Origin of the sequence: Ensifer sp. SL37, assembly GCF_026672675.1 — a bacterium.
Classification (GTDB): Bacteria; Pseudomonadota; Alphaproteobacteria; order Rhizobiales; family Rhizobiaceae; genus Ensifer; species Ensifer adhaerens.
In genome coordinates this window covers 1543510-1562512 of the sequence record NZ_JAPPRN010000001.1, presented here as the reverse complement: position 1 = coordinate 1562512, position 19003 = coordinate 1543510, and the positions used below count along the sequence as shown (strand labels likewise).

The window sequence follows — 19003 nt, the reverse complement described above, 5'->3', positions numbered from 1 at the left end:
AAAAGAATTGCAAGCATTCACTTGCGCAGTTTTCACGCTGGGAGGTTTCGCGCCGGAAGCGGCTTTAAACTCAACGCCTGCACGGAGAATGCCTCTTCTTATAGAGACTGACTACCGATTTCCAGTTCTGCAATCTTCAGCAAATACCTCCCATACGCTGTTTTTGCATAGAACCTTCCGAGGTCCCTTAAACGGTCCTGGGTGATCAAACCGTTTTGATAGGCTATCTCCTCGATGCAAGCTATATTCGTGCCTTGTCGATGCTGTATGGTGCGAACGAATTCACCTGCCTCAAGAAGGCTGTCGTGCGTACCGGTGTCCAGCCACGCATAACCCCGTGACATTCTTTCGACAAATAGCAGATCGTTTTCCATATACACGCGATTTAGATCCGTTATCTCGTATTCCCCCCTGGGCGACGGCCTGAGGCGTTTCGCATACTCTATGACATCATTGTCATAAAAATACAGGCCGGTGACAGCGTGGCGGGAGCGCGGAGCGGTTGGCTTCTCTTCCAGGCTCAAAGCGCGTCCCTGTCCGTCCAGTTCCACGACGCCATACCTTTCGGGATCGTCCACCTCATAGGCAAAGATCGTCGCCCCTTCCGACCGGGCGACAGCCTTTGCAAGAAGATCAGAAAGCCCTGCCCCGAAGAAGATGTTGTCTCCGAGGACAAGGGCAACTCTGTCGTCTCCAATGAAAGATTCACCGATTGTAAAGGCCTGCGCCAAACCTTGCGGTTCGGATTGGATCGCATAGGAGATAGTCAACCCCCAAGTGGAACCATCACCGAACAGCCGCCGATAGCCGTCAATGTACTCCGGAGAGGAGATAATCAGAATATCATATATCCTAGCCATCATCAGTACTGAGAGTGGATAATAGATCATAGGCTTGTCATACACCGGCAAAAGCTGCTTGTTGACGGCTAGTGTCGCAGGATGCAGCCGGGTGCCGGAGCCGCCTGCTAGAATAATGCCCTTCATTCGATGGAATCCCCTACGAAATTTGGTTAGCCTCGAGATCGTTACGTACGACCTCTAGCGCGGTTCGCCAATCGCGCGGCTTCACGCCATAATCGCGCTCCAGTTTCGTTGTTGAGAGGCTGGAGTTTTTCGGGCGCCGCGCCGGTGTTGGATATTGTTCTGTGGTGATTGGCTCCACAAGGGGAACTTTGGCACCAGCGAGCTGTTGTCGGGCAAACAGCTCGCGTGCAAACGTATACCAGGTTGCGTCACCTTCACCCACAAAATGATAGGTGCCTACAGGTGCCCTAACATCCTCAATCAAACGAATGACAACCTGGCGCGTGACCGCCGCGATGTCCGAGGCCGCCGTCGGGCGTCCTCTTTGGTCGGCGACGACTCTGATTAGTTCCTTCTCTTTGCCCAGTCGCAACATCGTCTTGACGAAGTTGTTCCCGTATGGGCTGAACACCCAAGCGGTTCGCAGGATGATATGACGAGGATTGCCCGTGCGCACTGCCTGTTCACCCGCTTCCTTGGATGCGCCGTAGACGCCGAGCGGGGCCACCGGGTCGTCCTCCGTGTAGGGTCCGCTTTTTGAACCGTCAAACACGTAGTCCGTTGACAAATGAACAAGCGGAATCTCAGCAAGCTTCGTCGCGGCAGCGAGTGCTGCGGGGGCGAGCGCGTTTATCTTCCACGCTGCTAAGACATCGCTTTCCGCCCTATCAACTGCCGTATAGGCACCGCAATTGACAACTGCGTCAAATGCGCCCTGCGATAGGTATGTGGCGATAGTATCACACTGCGACAGGTCGAATTCCTTGCGTGTCGGCGCAACGAGCTCGACGTCGCTAGGCCACCGGCAAGCGAGGAGCTCAGTTCCAACCTGACCGGTGCCCCCCGTAATCAGTATCCGCCTCATTTTCACGCGCCCAGTCCTCGCCTTCCGGCGGCATGGCTCCGATCAAGGATTTCTGACCACCAGCTCTGGTTTTTCAAATACCAGGTGACGGTCTTTTCAATACCGCTCTCGAAGCTCTCTACGGGTTTCCAGCCGATCTCATCGGCAATTTTGGTTGCATCGATCGCATACCGTTGATCATGCCCAGGTCGATCCGCGACATAGGTAATTTGGTCAGAATAGGATTTACCGTCCGCGCGCGGCTGCAGACGATCCAATATTTCACAGACCGTCTTCACGACATCGATGTTCCGGCGCTCTGAATTGCCGCCCACGTTATAAGTTTGACCGGGCGTGCCTTTTTCGAACACGCATTGCAACGCGCGAACATGATCTTCGACATACAACCAATCGCGAACGTTCGTCCCACTACCGTAGACCGGAAGCGGTTCGCCGACGAGAGCCTTAACGATCATGAGGGGAATGAGCTTTTCCGGAAAATGATAAGGCCCGTAGTTGTTCGAGCAGTTGGTGATCAGGACGGGCAGACCAAATGTGTGGCCCCAGGCGGAAACGAGATGGTCCGAGCTTGCCTTGGAAGCAGAATAGGGCGAACGAGGATCATAGGGTGTCGTTTCAGTGAAGTAGCCAGTGTCGCCAAGCGAACCGAAAACCTCATCCGTCGATATGTGGTGGAACCGGAAACGGGAGCGGCGTTCATCGTTGAGCTTACGCCAATAGTCAAGCGCGGCTGCAAGCATTGTATAGGTGCCGACCACATTAGTCTGGATGAAAGCACCCGGGCCGTCGATGGACCGGTCGACGTGAGATTCGGCAGCAAGATGCGTAATGATGTCCGGCTGGAAGTCTTCGATGGCGGCCACCACGGCACGTTCGTCACAAATGTCGCCTTGCTTGAAGCTATACCTCGGCGAAGCCGAAACGGGCGACAAGGAGGTAAGCGTACCCGCATAGGTCAGCTTATCGAACGTCAGAACCTCATATTTGGTATACTCGATGAGGTACCGAACGAGAGCCGATCCGATAAAACCGGCACCGCCGGTGACGAAAATGCGCATGTTCCGTCCTTCTGAAAGTTAGACTTCGACCATCTCGAGCGGGACACCGTCGTAATGGAAGGGGCTGTCAAAATCACGCAGCATCGGTTGACGCTCGTCCTTCCCGCTCAAGACTGGCTCCGTGTCCTCGGGGAGAGGCCACTCAATGCCGATCTGAGCGTCGCTCCAAAGGAGCCCTCCATCGTTCTCCGGCGAATAAAAACTGGAGACCTTATAGGTGACTTCCGTCGAAGGCTCCAGCGTCACGAAGCCGTGGGCAAATCCTGCCGGAACGTAGAGTTGCCGGCCATTTTCCGCCGAAAGCTCGGCGCCAACCCACTTCCCAAACGTGGGCGAGCCACGACGGATATCAACCGCAACATCGAAGATTCGACCGCGGATGCAGCGAACAAGTTTGACTTGCTCGAATGGTGCCGTCTGAAAATGTAACCCTCTCAATGTTCCCACGGGGACCGAGAGCGAATGGTTGTCCTGAACAAATCGGTCGTTGATTCCATACCTAGCGAAGATCCTCTCGTTGTATACTTCGGAGAACCATCCTCGGTCGTCACCAAAACGTTTTGGTTGGAGCAACAATATCTTAGACGTCATTCAGAAAGGTCCGTTTGTCCTACATTCGAAGTCGCATCGGGTCCAGACGGCTGGCCAACTATTTCCGAGGGTCTAAAGGCCTCAAATCCCGTATCCGCTACCGAGGCCATTTGCAAGACGGCCCTATGGGTAGCAATTGCGGCAACGCCGCGCTCTCCAACATCATCAATCAGCAGAAGGATGGTCTCACGCCAAAGTTTTGCGTCATAAGTTGCAAGCAATTCGCCATCGTCCGCGGCATCGCCGAAAACCACGCCCATCGAAAACACCCCCGCCGCTTGGTATCTGGCGACATCGATGCGCTTCGTCGGCGCGCGACTATCGTTCACATGCGAAGGTGCGAGCGGAACAAGCATAATATCGATACGTCGGGTGTTCGCGTCCGCCAGATACTCAGCCCAGGGCATTGGCTCCCGGATCCGCACCCGTTCCAGACCTTGCCAGATTGCCTTGGCACGGCGATCGGCAAACACTTCGAACCGGGCGCGTGGCCGTTCGCGCAGAACTTCCGCAATAATTGGCTGAAGAAACCGATGTTCCTCGAGATGAACCCCGGTCGCATGGTACCCAATCAAAACATCTCCGTTTGACTGACAATGCCAATTACCATCACTCCCGTCCGCCTTCCAAAGCGCCTTCGGCGGCGCTGGCGGCAAGACGATCGCCTCCACCCTCGCCAGTCGGGACGCAAGGTGCGGTGTCGAGGCCCAGACGATATCGAGATGCCGGTTCAGTCGGCGAAGCGGCCAGAGGGCGCGATACCAAAGAAACAGCCTGTAGAGGAAATCCGCGTCCTTGCCTGTAACAACAGCGGGGATGTCATCATCGAGAAACAGCCCCACGCCGGAGAGATGCTTTGCATTGCTCTCGATCCAGCGCAAGACCGAGGGAGACGCATAGCGGCAAAGGATGACGAAGGCCCCATCGGCGTTCAGTGCCGGTATATCTCGCCCACGGATATCGGCCACCTCATATGGCGGCATATCCGATGCGTCGAGGCGGGCTGCAAGGTAATAGTCGAAGGTCGGGTTCGGTATGCGGCCAAAAACGACGATCCGCTTCACCGGCCCCCGCGGGCCACCGCTGGCCCCCTGCCGAAGTCGCGGCTGCGGCAATCGCCGCTCGATCCAGCGGGCCAATCGCTCGCGCACGCTCGTCAAACGCTGGACCTCGGTGCCAGACTTCTCGGATAGGCTTCGAGAACAAATTCTTCGGCAATCAACGAGAGGTTCGGATTGTAATATGGATCGGCTTTCAAGGTGTCGCTCCAGCGCTCGTGCATGGCTCGTTCTTCGCCCGCGAAGCGCTGAAGCTTCTGTGGCGTGTCATCGGCTCCACGCGAAACGCTCTCTCTATGCAACATCGCCGCTGCCGGCGTCCAGACTATACGGAAACCCGCTTCCCGAACTTTCAGGCAATAGTCTACATCATTGAAGGCGACCGTCAGCTTTTCTTCGTCCATGCCCCCAAGACGGCGCCAGAGTTCCTTGCGCGTCAGCAGGCAGGCCGCTGTCACCGCCGACATGTCGCGACGTTGACCGAGAAGCCCCTTGTCGCCCTGCCTCTGCGGGTCAAGAAAGTGAAAACTGTGCCGGGCGACCGTACCGGCGCCAAGCGTCACCCCGCCGTGCTGAGTGAAGCCGTCCGGAAACAGCAACAAGTTGCCGACGGCTCCGACTGTCGGATCATCGAGTTCGCCCGCCAATTGTTCTAGCCAGTAGGGACCGATGGGCTCGACGTCGTTGTTCAAGAGAAGGATGAGATCGTTCTGTGCGGCATCGACCCCGATATTGCATGCCCGCGAGAAATTAAAAGCGCCTAGAAGCGGTATCCGGCGGATTAGCCCGGCCTGCTCGTACCGGCTAAACAGCGCCAGCGTGGCCGGTTCGACGCTTTCATTGTCGATGACGAGAACATCCAGGTCCGCTGGCGCCGTGTGTTCGAAGAGACCCTTCAGGCAAGCTTCGAGCAGATCGGCCCTGTCGCGCGTCGGTATGATAACGCTGACTGCCGGGCGTTCCCGCTTCGGTTGCGTAATCGTCGCGCACTCTGCGCGACGGCGACATGACGGCCCGGAATGAAGGAGTACCTCTGGCAGATGCAATATCCTTCCTGCCTGAGTTCGGCCGACGGCGAGAGCAATATTGGCGCCCGATGTGCGTTCCAGGCAAACGTCCCTGGGGATGTCGATCAGACGAAAGAGCGCCCCTTCGAGCGAAAGCCATCCGGAGACAGCAAGCGGCTCGTTCCAGGCCGGCTTGAAGAAGGGGTTCAGGCGCCTGCCGCGTCTATCAATATGGTCCTCGTCGGAATAGACGACAGCAACATCGGCTGACAAGGAAAAAGGTCGAGCCAGCCTCTCCAGGGCATTCGGCGCAAGCCGCATGCCCGCCGGTAGCCGCATCCAAAGGGGGTCGTCGAGAGCTTCACTGCTGTTCACCATCATCATCACGTCCGCTGCAGGCATCTCACGAAAATCGCGCCAGGTCTGCGCTGCAAGCGACATCCTGGTTTCGGCGGCGGCAGCGCTGTCCCTGCCATCTATCGAAACGAGGATATGTGGCCTTCGCGGCCAGTTGTGGGGATCGTCCCGGTTCGCGTGCAGCGCGGCCAGCGCCTGGGCCTCGATCCAGTCTTGATAGTCAGGAGCGGAAAGCGAATCGCATTGTCGCACGAAGCGAAACTCTGCCCCTTTCCTGTTGCCTGCGAGAAAGAGTGAAATGATCTGCAGGAGGATCAACGTCCGCCGCAAGGCGATGAGAACGGCGACCTCGATCAACGACATCCGTCGCATCGTAATCTGCGGCTCAATCCCTGCCTTGTTGTTTGCCGTTGCGTCATCGACGAGCAAGGTCATCGCCTGCAACTGCACTGGCATCCAGCCGTAGAAGCGCCCACGGCCTCGCCCGTCAATGAGGAACGAGCGGAACACCGTGTCGGGCGTCCGGCCTTGGCGCCTCAGCGCAAGCCGCGGCCGCCGCCCGAGGCGATGGTCGGGATCGCGCACCAGCAGTGTCACCGGGCGGTCAGCGTAATGCCCCGCACCATGCTTCATCGCAACGCTGAATTCATCCTGCGATGGCTCGACCATCTCATCCCATCCATCAACCGCCTGGAGCGGCTTCATAACTCTTTCGAGCCACTCACTTCGCAGAAAAGTCGATTGGAAACAACGAAATCGCCGGCCGAACCATTTCAAGTCAAGGCCTTTTGAAAGCGAGCCGCCGACAAAAGAACGCCTCAGTCGGCCGTCGACCCTTCAGCCACGCTCGTCGCACCCGCGACCTTTCGTAGCTTCACGGCCGGCACCTCGGCTTCAATCGTTTCCACCCGCCGATCGTAGTTCGGCGCAACCGTTCCCATCACGCGATCCCAGAACGAAAAGTAGTTCGCATAATTGTATTTGAACTCGGCGTGGTGCTGGTCGTGATAGGTCGTGCAAAGCATCGGCGAGGGATAGCGCGCGGTGCGCGAGGCGAAGTATTCGAATCCGGCATGGCCAAACGTGCCGTTGATCTGATCGAACAGGCGGTGGGCCAGAAGGATGATCGGCGGGAACGGCACGAGAAACGTGATGACGGCGTAGTAGCCTTGGCTCATAGCGGTATCGACCAGGCCGATCGAGTCGTTGCTCCAGACCGTCGGCGCGACACTGCGGTGATGCAGGAGATGGTACTTATAGAAGAGCTTGGTGTGCAGCAGCCGGTGGGCGAAATAGAACCAGGCGTCGAAGAGCACCATGCAGAGCACAAAGAGCGGGACGGCCGCCCACCACCTGAACTCCCAGGGCGAGAACAGTGTCCATCCCTTGTACTGGACGAAAAGGCCGATCGCGACCGACGTGCAGGTGACGAGGATCGAGGCCATGCTCTGGCGAATCTCGATGGCCTTGCGCTTCTCGCCGCGCCGTCCCTTTTGAATGCGGCGCTCGGGATTGCGGTCGTTGAGCCAGGTGATGCCGTAGCCGAGGATGAAGTACAGCGCCACCGTCGCTGCATAAATCGCTGCCAGCAAGCCGACAAAGGTGAGACTGTCCTGAAGAAGGGCGCTCAAATCGTGATCCGTCGCGGAAAGAAAAGTTGAATTGGCGCGTGGAATATACCAAGCCCCCTCTTCCGCGCAAGCCATCCGGCCTCTAGCCGCGCTCGAGTTCGGCCAGAAATGCGCGCAATTCCGCGCCGTCAATGCCGACGAGGTGTCTCTCTTGCGGGTAGCTGCCGGAGTGCACATCCGCGGCAAACTCCGAGAACGCGGCGATCCGTTCGCGCTGAAGCCTGTCATGTTCCGCAGCAAAGTTGCGATAGATCTTGGCATGGCGCGGCACGTGACCGCGATTGCTGCCGAGCACGTCGGCGGCAAACAGATATTGGGCGTCGCATCCTGACCCCGCTCCCATCGAAAGCATCAGCATCGAGGTTCTGGCACTGATCGCCCCAGCGACATTTCCCGGAACGACCTCGATTTCTGCCGCGAAGGCGCCGGCCTCCTCAAGCGCCTTGACCTGTCGCCAGATTTCTGGCGCACTTTGCGCGGTCTTGCCGACCGCGCGGAAACCGCCGGTCCAGGTGGCCTTGGAGGGAATGAGGCCAACATGGCCGCAGACGGGAATGCCCTCCTCGCGCATCCGCCGGACGGTGGAAAGCCCTGCCGCACAGTAGACCGCGTCACCGCCGGCCTTCAACGCCTCAAAGGCTGCACGCATGTATTCTTCCGCCGTGACGTAGTCGCCATATTCCAGGCCCGGAAAGGCAAAACAAGTCGGCGCCACCTCACGAAACTCCGGGCCCAGCAGCGCCGGCGGGACGGAGACGAGATCGATGCCGGCGGCTTCCGCCGCTTCGGCCTCATCCAGCGTTTCGACACGCAGCATCGTGAGTTGGCGCTTGCCCTTCATCGACAAGAGATCCGCAACGGTCGGACGGTGACTTTTCATGAGAAGGCTCCGGATGGAAACAGGACGAGATTTGCCGCTCACGCTAGGCGGCGAGGAGTGCTTTGAGCTTGGTATCGGGCGAGATGAGCGCCTGCGGTTCCGGCCGCTTTGCGGCTGCAATCAGCATTTCTGCAAGCCGAATGTCGCGCGCGACCGCATTGCCCGGTCCGATGCCGGAGGCCGCAAGCAGCCGACCGGTATTGTCGAGATGAAAAAGAATGAAGGCGTCGTCGGTAAGTTCGCGCCGCACGGTCGTTGCAGCACCCTCGGCAAGCCCCGCGATCTGCAGTGTCAGATCATACTGGTCGGACCAGAACCACGGCACGCTGGTGATCGCCTCGCCCCCGCCGAGCAGATTGCCGGCAACGAGCGTCCCCTGATCCTGCGCATTGCGCCACGCCTCAAGACGTATCCGACGATCACCATAGTGACAGAGCGGGAACGAGCAGCAATCACCAGCGGCGTAGATATCCGGGTCGCTGGTTTGAAGCGTTGCGTCGACCGCGATGCCGTTCTCGATCGAAAGGCCGGCGACGGCTGCAAGCTCCGTGTTCGGGACCGCGCCGATGCCAACGACGACGAGATCGGCCTCAATTGTCTCGCCGCCGGCGAGAACGACGCGCGCACGGCCTTCGTCCGCGTCGATACGTTCGATCTTCGCGTCGCATCGTATGTCGACGCCTTCTGCACGATGCCGCGCGGCAACAATTGCAGCGATCTCCTCGGGCACGCCGCGCGAAAGGATGCGCGGCAACCCTTCGATAAGCGATACGGCAGCACCGAGCCGGCGCGCCATAGCGGCGAGCTCCAGACCGATGAAGCCACCGCCGATGATCGCAAGCTTGCGACCGGGCGAAAGTGCGCGGCGGATCTCTTCAGAATCGGCATGGGTTCTAAGCGTGCGGATGCGGCGTGACACCTCATCTATACCGGCGATAGTTCGCGCCCGCGCACCGGTCGTCAACAACAGCCGGTCGTAGGCGATGCTGCTTCCGTCTGCGAGCGTCACCCGCTTTTCGGCGCGATCGATGGCCATGACCGGGATATCCGTCAGCACTTCGATCCCTGCTGCCGCGTAGCGCTCGGCATCAGCGACATATTTCGGCGCTACCTCTGCCTTGAGCCCTTCCTTCGAAAGAGGCGGCCGCTCATAGGGAAGATGCGGTTCCGCGCCGATCAGTGTGATCTTGCCGTCGTATTGCTTTTCCCTGAGGGCAAAGGCGGCCCTTGCCCCACATTCGCCGGCGCCCACGATGACGATAGAACCCATCTCAACCTCCCTGCCCGCCGCGGCGAGCCCAATCCTATCTAGAGCGGCTTCAGCAGAGCGCGATGAACACGCTTCCGGCCTCGACCTTCACCGGATAGGTCTTCAGGTTGACGCAAACGGGCGCGCCCTTGGCCTGGCCGGTCTTGTAGTTGAAGCGGCCGTTGTGCTTCGGACATTCGATGATGTCGTCCATCACGAGGCCTTCGGCGAGATGAATATGCTCGTGGGTGCAGAGCCCGTCGGTGGCAAAATACTCGTCGTCCGGGCTGCGATAGACAGCAAAGGTGCGTCCGTCGTAATCGAAACGGATAACATCTTCTTCGTCGATTTCGTCCGCTGCGCAGACTTCAACCCAGTTTCCGCTCATGATTTCCTCCCATTTCCTGGCATCGGTTGGTTATTCGGCTGCGTGCACGATCGCATCGCTGTGAAAGTCTTCCCGGTAGGGCTTTGCCGTCGCCGGCAGCTCGCGCTTCAGGAAGTAATCTTCGTTCCGCAACTGCCGCAGGAAGGCCGGGATCATTTCTCGGTAGCCGTCCAGCATCGACGGGTTCGGCTCCGGCAGATCATGCTTGATCATGGCGTGCAGCTTCGGCAGCGCGTGATAAGGCACCATCGGGAACATGTGGTGTTCCACATGGTAGTTCATGTTCCAATAGACGAAGCGGCTCACCGGGTTCATGTAGACTGTGCGGCTGTTCAGCCGATGGTCGGTCACGTTGTCGGCAAGACCGCCATGCTGCAGCAACCCAGTCAGCACATGGTGCCAGGCGCCATAGAGCCTCGGCAGACCGATCAGCATCAGCGGCAGGATCGAGCCGAGATAGACGCAGGCGGCAATGGTGGCCGCATAGATCGCAAACCATATGCGTGCGACCAGGATCGCCTTCGGCTGCTCCATTTTAGGGATGAAAGTCGCTTCCTCGGCGCTGATGATGCCGAAAGTGTTACGCACCATGTCGATCATCGCGTGCCAAACGTCGAGCACGCCGAAGAAATTGAGGACGAGGCGCAGCAGATCCGGCGGCCGCATGACCGCGATTTCGGGATCCCGGCCGACGATCACCGTATCCGTATGGTGGCGCGTGTGGCTCCAGCGCCAGGTGACCGGATTGCGCATGATCATGAAGCAAGCGATCTGGTAGACGGCATCGTTCATCCACATCGTCTTGAACGCCGTGCCATGGCCGCATTCATGCCAGCGGCTATCGGAGGCGGAACCGTAGAGAACGCCATAGGCAAGGAAGAACGGAACGGCCCACCACGTGCCCCAGAAGGTGATGCCGAGTGCACCGAACAGAACGAGACAACCGAGCCAGATCGCAGTGTCGCGGATGGCCGGCCCATCCTCGCGCTTCATCAGTTCCTTCATCTGCTTGCGCGGAATGTCGGTGTGATACCACTCTGCGGCCGAGAGACCGCTGGCGACCGCCGCCTGGGCATCCCGGCCAAGCAGGCTATAGTCTCGCTTCGTCGGCATCATCGTCATTTGCGCTCCTCCCCGCGGTCCGACCCGATCTGGCCGGCGACGTCTCATGTCGTGCAATGACGATAGGTTGACTTTTGCCAGGTCTCAATGCAGCAATGATATATTCTCTCAGATGATGTCATTAGCCGCATTTCATTCATGATGCAAACCTATCAGGAGCCGCGATGAGCAACCGTCCGACCATTGCCGACCTTGCGCGCACTGCCGGCGTCAGCGTCGCGACCGTCGATCGCGTTCTCAACGGGCGCCATCCTGTGCGTGAGGAAACCGCGCGCCGGGTCTATGAGGCGGCCAAGTCAATCGGCTATCACGCCGTGGGCCTGATCCGGCAGCGCGTCTTTGAGGACTTGCCGCAATACAGGCTTGGCTTTGTGCTGCAAAAGCCGGAGCAGGCCTTCTATCAAACAGTTGCGAAGGAAATCGAAACCGCGGCGCTGTCGCTCTCGCATGCCCGCGTCTTCGCCCAGATCGATTTCGTGGCAAACTCCACCCCATCGGCCATCACGGAAAAGCTCCGGGCCGCTGCGGCGCGGAACCAGGCCATTGCGCTTGTCGCTCCCGATTACCCGGCCGTGACCACCGCAATTGAGGAACTTAAGGAGCGCGGCATCCCGGTCTTCTCCCTGCTTTCGGATTTTGCCGCCGGCGTTCGCGAGGGCTACGTCGGCCTCAACAATCACAAGGTCGGCCGCACAGCCGCGTGGATGATCACCAAGGCGGCCAAACGTCCTGGCAAGGTGGCAGCTTTCGTCGGCAGCCGTCGCTTTCTCGGCCACGAGCTTCGGGAAATTGGCTTTCGTTCCTATTTCCGTGAGCATGCGCCGGATTTCGAAGTGCTGGATACAATGGTCAACCTCGACACCGCCGAGATCACCCACGAAGCGACGCTCAATCTGCTGCAGCGCCACCCTGACCTGATCGGCTTTTATGTCTGCGGCGGCGGGATGGAAGGGGCGATTTCGGCTATCCGCGAGGAAAGGCTGGAAGGCAAGCTGATCGTGGTGGTCAACGAGCTGACGCCGGAGTCCCGAGCAGCGCTCGGGGACGACGTCGTGACGCTCGCGGTATCAACGCCGACCGCGGCGCTCGCCCGAGAAACGATCAACCTGATGATCCAGGCGATCGACAAGGGCCCAACCGGCGCGCCGGGGCAAACCTTCCTTCCCTTCGATCTTTTCACACCCGAAAATATCTGAGAGGCGTAAAAGCCGCTATCAGCCGTCCCGTTTTTCGCGGGCGATCTCGCCAACAAGATAGTCAATTGCTGCCAGCGCATCCATTGGCTGCCATGTCTCGGGATGCCGGTAGACCGGGTAGAGGCTGTACACAGCGAAGGTGAGCTGGTCGAGTGTCGGGCGTGCCTTGGATCGCCGGAGCTGGACACCGGGCGATACGATGTTGAAGCGATCGTCGGTCAGCCCCCAACCTGCGTAAAACGGAGCTGCATAACAGCGAACAGGCAAGCCGCGCAGCAGCGCATCGAAGCCCATCTGACTTGAGACCGTCCAAACCTCGTCGACAACATCGAGGATGGCGGTGGCCGAAACCTTGTCGGCCATGAATATCACACCGGGAGCTTTGGCGGCTTGCTCGGTCAAATAGCCCTTCCGGTATCCCGCAATGACGTCAGGATGCGCGCGGACTAAACACTGAGCACCGCTTACAATTGCATCGTCCAGCATACGATGAAAGGATGCAGTCGAACCCAACGCCTTCTCAACGGAAACGTCCCCAAAGACCTGATCGACAAGCAGTATCCTCCGTCGGGCAGTTCGCTCGATAGCCGGACGACTGTGCGGCAAATTGTTGTATTTTGACAACTTGTTGCGCACTAAGGCTTCGCGGAGCGCAGACCCTACGTGAGCTCTCGCGGTATGGCTCGCCTCGGCAATCAATAGCTCTAGGCGGGACGGCCGCAACGCATCAGCAGGCAACGCCTTGTCGTCGATGATGATCGAAATCGGTATACTTCCATCCTTACCGAGCCCCACGGACCGCAAGAATCCATCCTCGAGGTGCCAGTGCGGCAGGCCCCTGAGCCGCGCGATGCGCATCGCGAACTTGGCCGGCAAGCGGCCACCCCATGAGACGATACCGTCGAGACCGGGCGAAAAGGTCGACAGAAGCGGCGCATCACCGAAATAGTGTCGCAGCCAGGGAAAGGCCTGATGGACGAAGTAGGTCGCCCCCAAACGAGCCCCCCATAGCGGATGCCAGGATCGCTCCATCGCCCCTCCAGGTGCGTTTCGAGCAGCTCATCCAATGCGTTGGCTGAGCTCTTTACGGTATGCCAATTCCACTTTAAACAATTCACCTCTCCCCCAGAAACGCAACTCCTATTTCGAATACTGCCGGAATGCAGTGCGGGATCTCCGTGCGAAGTAATAATGATGAGCAAGAATTAGTACGACAGCCGGATGCTAGAATAACATCATGCGCCGATAGGTCTCTTGCAGAGATGCAAGCTGATTGAACGTCATGGCTTTTCAAGGCACGCCCCCCATTGGCGATTTGTTCAAGTCGCCGTAAATGGAACGCATGTTCTATTTTTGAACAGAAACCCGCCCCACTGGAGGAGACATTCCCGTGACCGCCCTGCCCTTCGCCCTCAACCACATGACGACGCCGAACCTGCCGCTTGGCGCCTTTTTCGAACTCGCCAGATCGCTCGGCATGACATCTGTCGAAATCCGCAACGATCTCGCCGGCAACGCAATCCTCGACGGCACGCCCGCAATCGACGTCGCCGCCCTCGCCAGCCGTCACGACATCACGATCATCTCGATCAATGCTCTGCAGCGTTTCAACGAATGGAACCAGACCCGTCAGGCCGAAGCCGAAGAACTGATCGCCTATGCCCGCGACTGCGGCGCCAAGGCCCTTGTCCTCGTTCCCGTCAATGATGGCACGGGCCAGGCCGATAGCGAGCGGCAGGAAAACCTTCGCAAAGCTTTGACGGCACTGAAACCGATGCTCGAAACGGCCGGAATCATTGGCCTCGTCGAACCGCTCGGCTTCGAGATCTGCTCGCTGCGCTCGAAGACGGAAGCTGTTGACGCAATCAAGGCAGTCGACGGCGAAAAAACCTTCCGACTGGTGCACGACACGTTCCACCACCACCTCGCCGGCGAACCTGCAATCTATCCTGAGATGACCGGCCTCATCCATATTTCCGGAGTCGCGGATGAACGTATCGCGGTGGCGGATCTACGTGATTCGCACCGCGTTCTCGTCGATCGGAGCGACCTGCTCGACAATGTAGGACAGATTCGGCGCATGCGCGCGGCGGGTTATGAAGGGCCGCTTTCCTTTGAGCCATTCGCCGCCGAAGTCCACGGATTGGCGGATCCCGCCGCCGCGGTGGTGCAGAGCATGGATTACATCCGAAGCCATATCTAAGCGCCCCCAGGCGCGAGGCCGGCAAATCAGCAGCGGGCGCCGCATCAGGCCTTGACGGCGCCCGTATAAAATGGAATACATATTCCGTAATCGCAATTTACTGGTTCGTTTATTCCGTTTTATTCGAAAGCGCAGCGGGAGTGCCGCTTTTGAAATGAATGAGCGCAATCCGGCATTGCGTCCCCGGCAGGAGAAGGTGTCGCCGGGCACCATTGTGGAGGAGAAAGACAATGAAGAAACTCGTGCTCAGCACAGCGCTGGCGATGATGATGTCGACGGCAGCCCATGCCGAGACTATCGGCGTATCCATGGCCCTTTTCGACGACAACTTCCTGACGGTCTTGCGCAACGGCATGTCCGATTACGCCAAGACGCTCGATGGCGTCGAACTGCAGATCGAAGACGCGCAGAACGACGTCTCCAAGCAGCAGAGCCAGATCCAGAACTTCATCGCCGCCGGCGTGACCGCGATCATCGTCAACCCGGTCGATACGGATGCGACGGCTGCAATGTCGAAGATCGCTGCGGATGCCGGCATCCCGCTCGTCTACGTCAACCGCGAACCGGTCAATGTCGACACGCTGCCGGAAAAGCAGGCTTTCGTCGCGTCGAACGAACAGGAATCCGGCACGCTGCAGACGCAGGAAATCTGCAAGATGCTCGGCGGCAAGGGCAAGGCCGTCGTGATGATGGGCGAACTTTCCAACCAGGCGGCCCGCATGCGCACCAAGGACATCCACGACGTGCTTGCCACCGACCAGTGCAAGGGCATTGAGATCGTCGAGGAGCAGACCGCCAACTGGTCGCGCACGCAAGGCTCGGACCTCTTGACGAACTGGCTTTCGGCCGGTCTTGAGTTTGACGCGGTCATCTCCAACAACGACGAAATGGCGATCGGCGCGATCCAGGCGCTGAAGGCCGCAGGTCGTTCGATGGACAGCGTTGTCATCGGCGGCATCGACGCAACGCAGGACGCTCTGGCAGCCATGGCCGCCGGCGATCTCGACGTCACGGTGTTCCAGAACGCCGCCGGCCAGGGCAAGGGCTCGGTCGACGCCGCACTGAAGCTCGCAAAGGGCGAGCCGGTGGACAAGAAGGTCTACATTCCCTTCGAGCTCGTCACCAAGGACAACCTCGACAAGTACCAGGCGAAGAACTGATCGCCACAGTCGGGAGCGCGGGCAAACCCGCGCTCCCCCTTTCAAATGCAGGTCCGTCCGCAAATGCCTGCGTCCAATGGATGCCGCATGCGGTAAGATGGGCTGGTCACCCGCCAGCGACGAGGACTTTCCGCGACAGCCGGAAACGACGGGGAGGCAAGGAACATGACGCTCAGTCCGACAACGATGGCAGCCGTGCGCGCCAGCGGCGCGGTACCCAAAGCCGAATATCTTCTTTCTGCGGAAGGGATCCGCAAGGAATTCCCTGGTGTCGTCGCGCTCGACGATGTCGAGTTCAAGCTGAAGCGCGGCACGGTACATGCGCTGATGGGCGAAAACGGCGCCGGCAAATCGACGCTGATGAAGATCCTCGCCGGCATCTACACGCCCGACAAGGGCGACGTGAAGCTTAAAGGTGCCGAAATCCGGCTGAAGTCGCCGCTCGATGCGCTCGAAAACGGCATCGCCATGATCCATCAGGAGCTGAACCTGATGCCGTTCATGACGGTGGCGGAAAACATCTGGATCCGCCGGGAACCGAAGAACCGCTTTGGCTTCGTCGATCACGGCGAGATGAAGCGCATCACCGCCCGCCTGTTCGATCGCCTGAAAATCAAGATCGATCCTGAAATCGAGGTGCGTCACCTGTCGGTGGCCAACCGGCAGATGGTCGAGATCGCCAAGGCAGTCTCCTACGAATCCGACGTGCTCATCATGGACGAGCCGACGTCTGCGCTGACCGAGCGCGAGGTCGCCCACCTCTTCGAAATCATTCGGGACCTGCGCGAACAGGGCATCGGCATCGTCTACATCACCCACAAGATGAACGAGCTATTCGAGATCGCCGACGAGTTCTCGGTGTTTCGCGACGGCAAGTTCATCGGCACGCACGCGTCGAGCGACGTTACCCGCGACGACATCATCCGCATGATGGTTGGTCGCGAGATCACCCAGATGTTTCCGAAGGAGGAAGTGCCGATCGGCGACGTTGTCCTGTCGGTCAAGAACCTCGCGCTTGACGGCGTCTTCCGCGACGTCTCCTTCGACGTCCGCGCCGGCGAAATCCTCGGCATTGCCGGTCTCGTCGGCTCCGGGCGCTCGAACGTCGCCGAAACCCTCTTCGGCGTCACGCCTGCAAGCTCCGGCGCGATTTCGATCGACGGAAAGACCCTTTCGATCGACAGTCCGAACACGGCGATCCGCAACCGCATGGCGTTTCTGACCGAAGACCGCAAGGACACCGGCTGTCTCCTGATCCTCGATATTCTCGAAAACATGCAGATCGCCGTGCTTCAGGACCGCTTCGTCAAGGGCGGCTTCGTTACCGAAAAACAGGTCACTGCGGCCTGCGAAGAGATGAGCCGGAAGCTGCGTGTCAAGACGCCGAACCTGCAGGAGCGCATCGAGAACCTCTCGGGCGGCAACCAGCAGAAGGTGTTGATCGGCCGCTGGCTGCTCACAAATCCGCGCATCCTGATCCTCGACGAGCCGACACGCGGCATTGATGTCGGCGCCAAGGCGGAAATACACCGTCTCGTCACCGAACTCGCGCGCAACGGCGTCGCCGTCATCATGATCTCTTCGGAGATGCCCGAGGTCCTCGGTATGAGCGACCGCATCATGGTCATGCACGAGGGCCGCGTCACCGGCTTCCTCGACAGGGCTGAAGCAACCCAGATCAAGGTCATGGAGCTCGCCGCGAGCTGAGCGGGAAACGACCCCAAAGGGAGGACTGAAAATGGATACCAATGTCGCCGCACAGGGCGCGAGCGCACCGCTCTCAGGGACAAGGCGCCGCTTGCCGCCTGAATTCAACATCTTCCTGGTCTTGATCGGCATCGCGCTGGTCTATGAGATCCTCGGCTGGATTTTCGTCGGCCAGAGCTTCCTCATGAACCCGCAGCGCCTGACGATCATGATCCTGCAGGTTTCGGTGATCGGCATCATCGCCGTCGGCGTGACCCAGGTCATCATCACCGGCGGCATCGACCTGTCCTCTGGCTCCGTCGTCGGCATGACGGCGATGATCTCGGCAAGCGTCGCCCAGGCCTCCACCTGGCCGCGCGCGCTCTATCCATCCTTGACCGACATGCCGGCAATCGTTCCGATCGGGCTTGGCATCGGCATCGGGCTACTTGCCGGCTTTATCAACGGTCAGCTGATCGCTCGCACCAAAATCCCGCCCTTCATCGCCACACTCGGCATGATGGTTTCGGCACGCGGCATTTCCAAGTGGTACACCAAGGGCCAGCCGGTCTCGGGCCTCACCGATCAGTTCAACTTCATCGGAACCGGCATCTGGCCCGTCATCGTCTTCCTGGTCGTCGCGCTCATCTTCCACATCGCGCTGCGCTACACCCGCTACGGCAAGTTCACCTATGCGATCGGCGCCAATGTGCAGGCAGCCCGTGTCTCCGGCATCAATGTCGAGGCGCATTTGATCAAGGTTTATGCCATTGCCGGCATGCTGGCCGGGCTGGCTGGTGTCGTCACCGCCGCCCGTGCCCAGACCGCACAGGCCGGCATGGGCGTTATGTACGAACTGGACGCGATCGCCGCGACCGTTATCGGCGGAACCTCGCTGACGGGTGGCGTCGGCCGGGTCACCGGCACGGTCATCGGCACCATCATTCTTGGCGTCATGACCTCAGGCTTCACCTTCCTTCGGGTCGACGCCTACTACCAGGAAATCGTCAAGGGCCTGATCATCGTCGCGGCTGTCGTCATCGACGTCTATCGACAGAAGAACCGCAAGAAGGCCTGAGTCCTGAAAGCAATACTCTCCTCCCAGTGAAGCCAACTGGCCGGGATGACGAAAGTCATCCCGGCATTTTATTTTGTTCAGAAGGCTATATCGCCAGTCTCAAGCCGTTTTCCACATATGCTTGGCGCGCAGGGCTGCCCCGGCGCACGCGCTCTGGCAAGATCCTTGGCGATGCACTATAAGAGAGGCGTTCAAAACTATTGGGGACTTCCCATGTTGTCGCAGCGCAAGCTTGCGAGCCAGTTTCAGCCGCGTTTCGTTCTTCAGCTTTGGAACGCGATGCTGCGGGTACAGACCCGCGAGACAGCTTCCTTCTTCGGCCACCGCGGCCGCTAAGCAAGACCCCAAAAAACCTGAATTGCCCCAGCCCTGTGAACGTGTCGGCTGACCGCTCGCAGATGGCTTTCGCTTAACCGGCCCGCATTTGGCGGCGCCGGGTTGAGCCTATT

General features: G+C 59.3%; 18 protein-coding genes. 6 read left to right on the top strand and 12 right to left on the bottom strand.

Annotated features, from left to right (window positions below; genetic code table 11):
- Positions 1 to 98 precede the first annotated feature (98 nt).
- The 11 genes from rfbA to OVA00_RS07035 all read right to left on the bottom strand — a co-directional run bounded on the left by rfbA (position 99) and on the right by OVA00_RS07035 (position 11231).
- Positions 99 to 986 carry a glucose-1-phosphate thymidylyltransferase RfbA gene (gene rfbA / locus OVA00_RS07085; RefSeq protein WP_268088423.1) on the bottom strand — a complete coding sequence of 296 codons (888 nt, stop codon included), beginning with the start codon at positions 984 to 986 and terminating at the stop codon, positions 99 to 101.
- A gap of 13 nt (positions 987 to 999) precedes the next feature.
- The gene (rfbD, locus tag OVA00_RS07080) at positions 1000 to 1890 is read right to left on the bottom strand and encodes a dTDP-4-dehydrorhamnose reductase (RefSeq protein WP_268088508.1); all 891 of its coding nucleotides are present in this window, start codon (positions 1888 to 1890) and stop codon (positions 1000 to 1002) included.
- A 2-nt stretch (positions 1891 to 1892) separates the two neighbouring features.
- Positions 1893 to 2948, bottom strand: coding sequence for a dTDP-glucose 4,6-dehydratase (gene rfbB, locus OVA00_RS07075; protein WP_268088422.1), 1056 nt, complete (start codon positions 2946 to 2948; stop codon positions 1893 to 1895).
- A gap of 18 nt (positions 2949 to 2966) precedes the next feature.
- Positions 2967 to 3539, bottom strand: a complete 573-nt coding sequence (rfbC, locus tag OVA00_RS07070; protein WP_268088421.1) for a dTDP-4-dehydrorhamnose 3,5-epimerase — start codon at positions 3537 to 3539, stop codon at positions 2967 to 2969.
- The gene (locus OVA00_RS07065; protein WP_268088420.1) at positions 3536 to 4603 is read right to left on the bottom strand and encodes a hypothetical protein; all 1068 of its coding nucleotides are present in this window, start codon (positions 4601 to 4603) and stop codon (positions 3536 to 3538) included. Before OVA00_RS07065 ends, rfbC begins: the two co-directional genes overlap by 4 nt.
- A 92-nt stretch (positions 4604 to 4695) precedes the next feature.
- Positions 4696 to 6738: a glycosyltransferase family 2 protein gene (locus OVA00_RS07060; protein ID WP_268088419.1), complete on the bottom strand. Its 2043-nt coding sequence runs from the start codon at positions 6736 to 6738 to the stop codon at positions 4696 to 4698.
- Positions 6739 to 6779: 41 nt separating this feature from the next.
- Positions 6780 to 7592, bottom strand: coding sequence for a sterol desaturase family protein (locus OVA00_RS07055; protein ID WP_268088418.1), 813 nt, complete (start codon positions 7590 to 7592; stop codon positions 6780 to 6782).
- A gap of 82 nt (positions 7593 to 7674) precedes the next feature.
- Complete coding sequence (locus OVA00_RS07050; RefSeq protein WP_268088417.1) at positions 7675 to 8472, bottom strand: 3-methyl-2-oxobutanoate hydroxymethyltransferase; 798 nt, start codon at positions 8470 to 8472, stop codon at positions 7675 to 7677.
- Between the two features lie 43 nt (positions 8473 to 8515).
- Complete coding sequence (locus tag OVA00_RS07045; RefSeq protein WP_268088416.1) at positions 8516 to 9742, bottom strand: NAD(P)/FAD-dependent oxidoreductase; 1227 nt, start codon at positions 9740 to 9742, stop codon at positions 8516 to 8518.
- A gap of 49 nt (positions 9743 to 9791) precedes the next feature.
- Positions 9792 to 10109: a MocE family 2Fe-2S type ferredoxin gene (locus tag OVA00_RS07040; RefSeq protein ID WP_192357631.1), complete on the bottom strand. Its 318-nt coding sequence runs from the start codon at positions 10107 to 10109 to the stop codon at positions 9792 to 9794.
- Positions 10110 to 10139: 30 nt separating this feature from the next.
- On the bottom strand, positions 10140 to 11231 hold the full coding sequence (locus OVA00_RS07035; protein ID WP_268088415.1) for a fatty acid desaturase family protein: 1092 nt from the start codon (positions 11229 to 11231) through the stop codon (positions 10140 to 10142).
- A 164-nt stretch (positions 11232 to 11395) separates the two neighbouring features.
- On the opposite strand from OVA00_RS07035, the gene OVA00_RS07030 reads away from it, so the two are divergent.
- Entirely contained in the window at positions 11396 to 12427 is a 1032-nt protein-coding gene (locus OVA00_RS07030; RefSeq protein WP_268088413.1) for a LacI family DNA-binding transcriptional regulator, read from the top strand.
- A gap of 18 nt (positions 12428 to 12445) precedes the next feature.
- Here the strand turns inward: OVA00_RS07030 and OVA00_RS07025 are convergent, their stop codons facing one another.
- Entirely contained in the window at positions 12446 to 13459 is a 1014-nt protein-coding gene (locus OVA00_RS07025; protein WP_268088412.1) for a capsular polysaccharide export protein, LipB/KpsS family, read from the bottom strand.
- A gap of 358 nt (positions 13460 to 13817) precedes the next feature.
- On the opposite strand from OVA00_RS07025, the gene OVA00_RS07020 reads away from it, so the two are divergent.
- The 5 genes from OVA00_RS07020 (at position 13818) to OVA00_RS07000 (ending at position 18890) form a co-directional block, all read left to right on the top strand.
- Complete coding sequence (locus OVA00_RS07020; RefSeq protein ID WP_268088411.1) at positions 13818 to 14630, top strand: TIM barrel protein; 813 nt, start codon at positions 13818 to 13820, stop codon at positions 14628 to 14630.
- Positions 14631 to 14860: 230 nt separating this feature from the next.
- A complete protein-coding gene (locus OVA00_RS07015) occupies positions 14861 to 15790 on the top strand; it encodes a sugar ABC transporter substrate-binding protein (RefSeq protein ID WP_113079427.1) in 930 nt (309 codons plus the stop codon).
- 165 nt (positions 15791 to 15955) lie between these two features.
- On the top strand, positions 15956 to 17497 hold the full coding sequence (locus tag OVA00_RS07010; protein ID WP_060610340.1) for a sugar ABC transporter ATP-binding protein: 1542 nt from the start codon (positions 15956 to 15958) through the stop codon (positions 17495 to 17497).
- Between the two features lie 31 nt (positions 17498 to 17528).
- Complete coding sequence (locus tag OVA00_RS07005) at positions 17529 to 18554, top strand: ABC transporter permease (RefSeq protein ID WP_034800589.1); 1026 nt, start codon at positions 17529 to 17531, stop codon at positions 18552 to 18554.
- A gap of 45 nt (positions 18555 to 18599) precedes the next feature.
- Positions 18600 to 18890 (top strand): hypothetical protein, encoded by a 291-nt coding sequence (locus OVA00_RS07000; protein ID WP_268088410.1) that lies wholly within the window; start codon positions 18600 to 18602, stop codon positions 18888 to 18890.
- Positions 18891 to 19003: the final 113 nt, after the last annotated feature.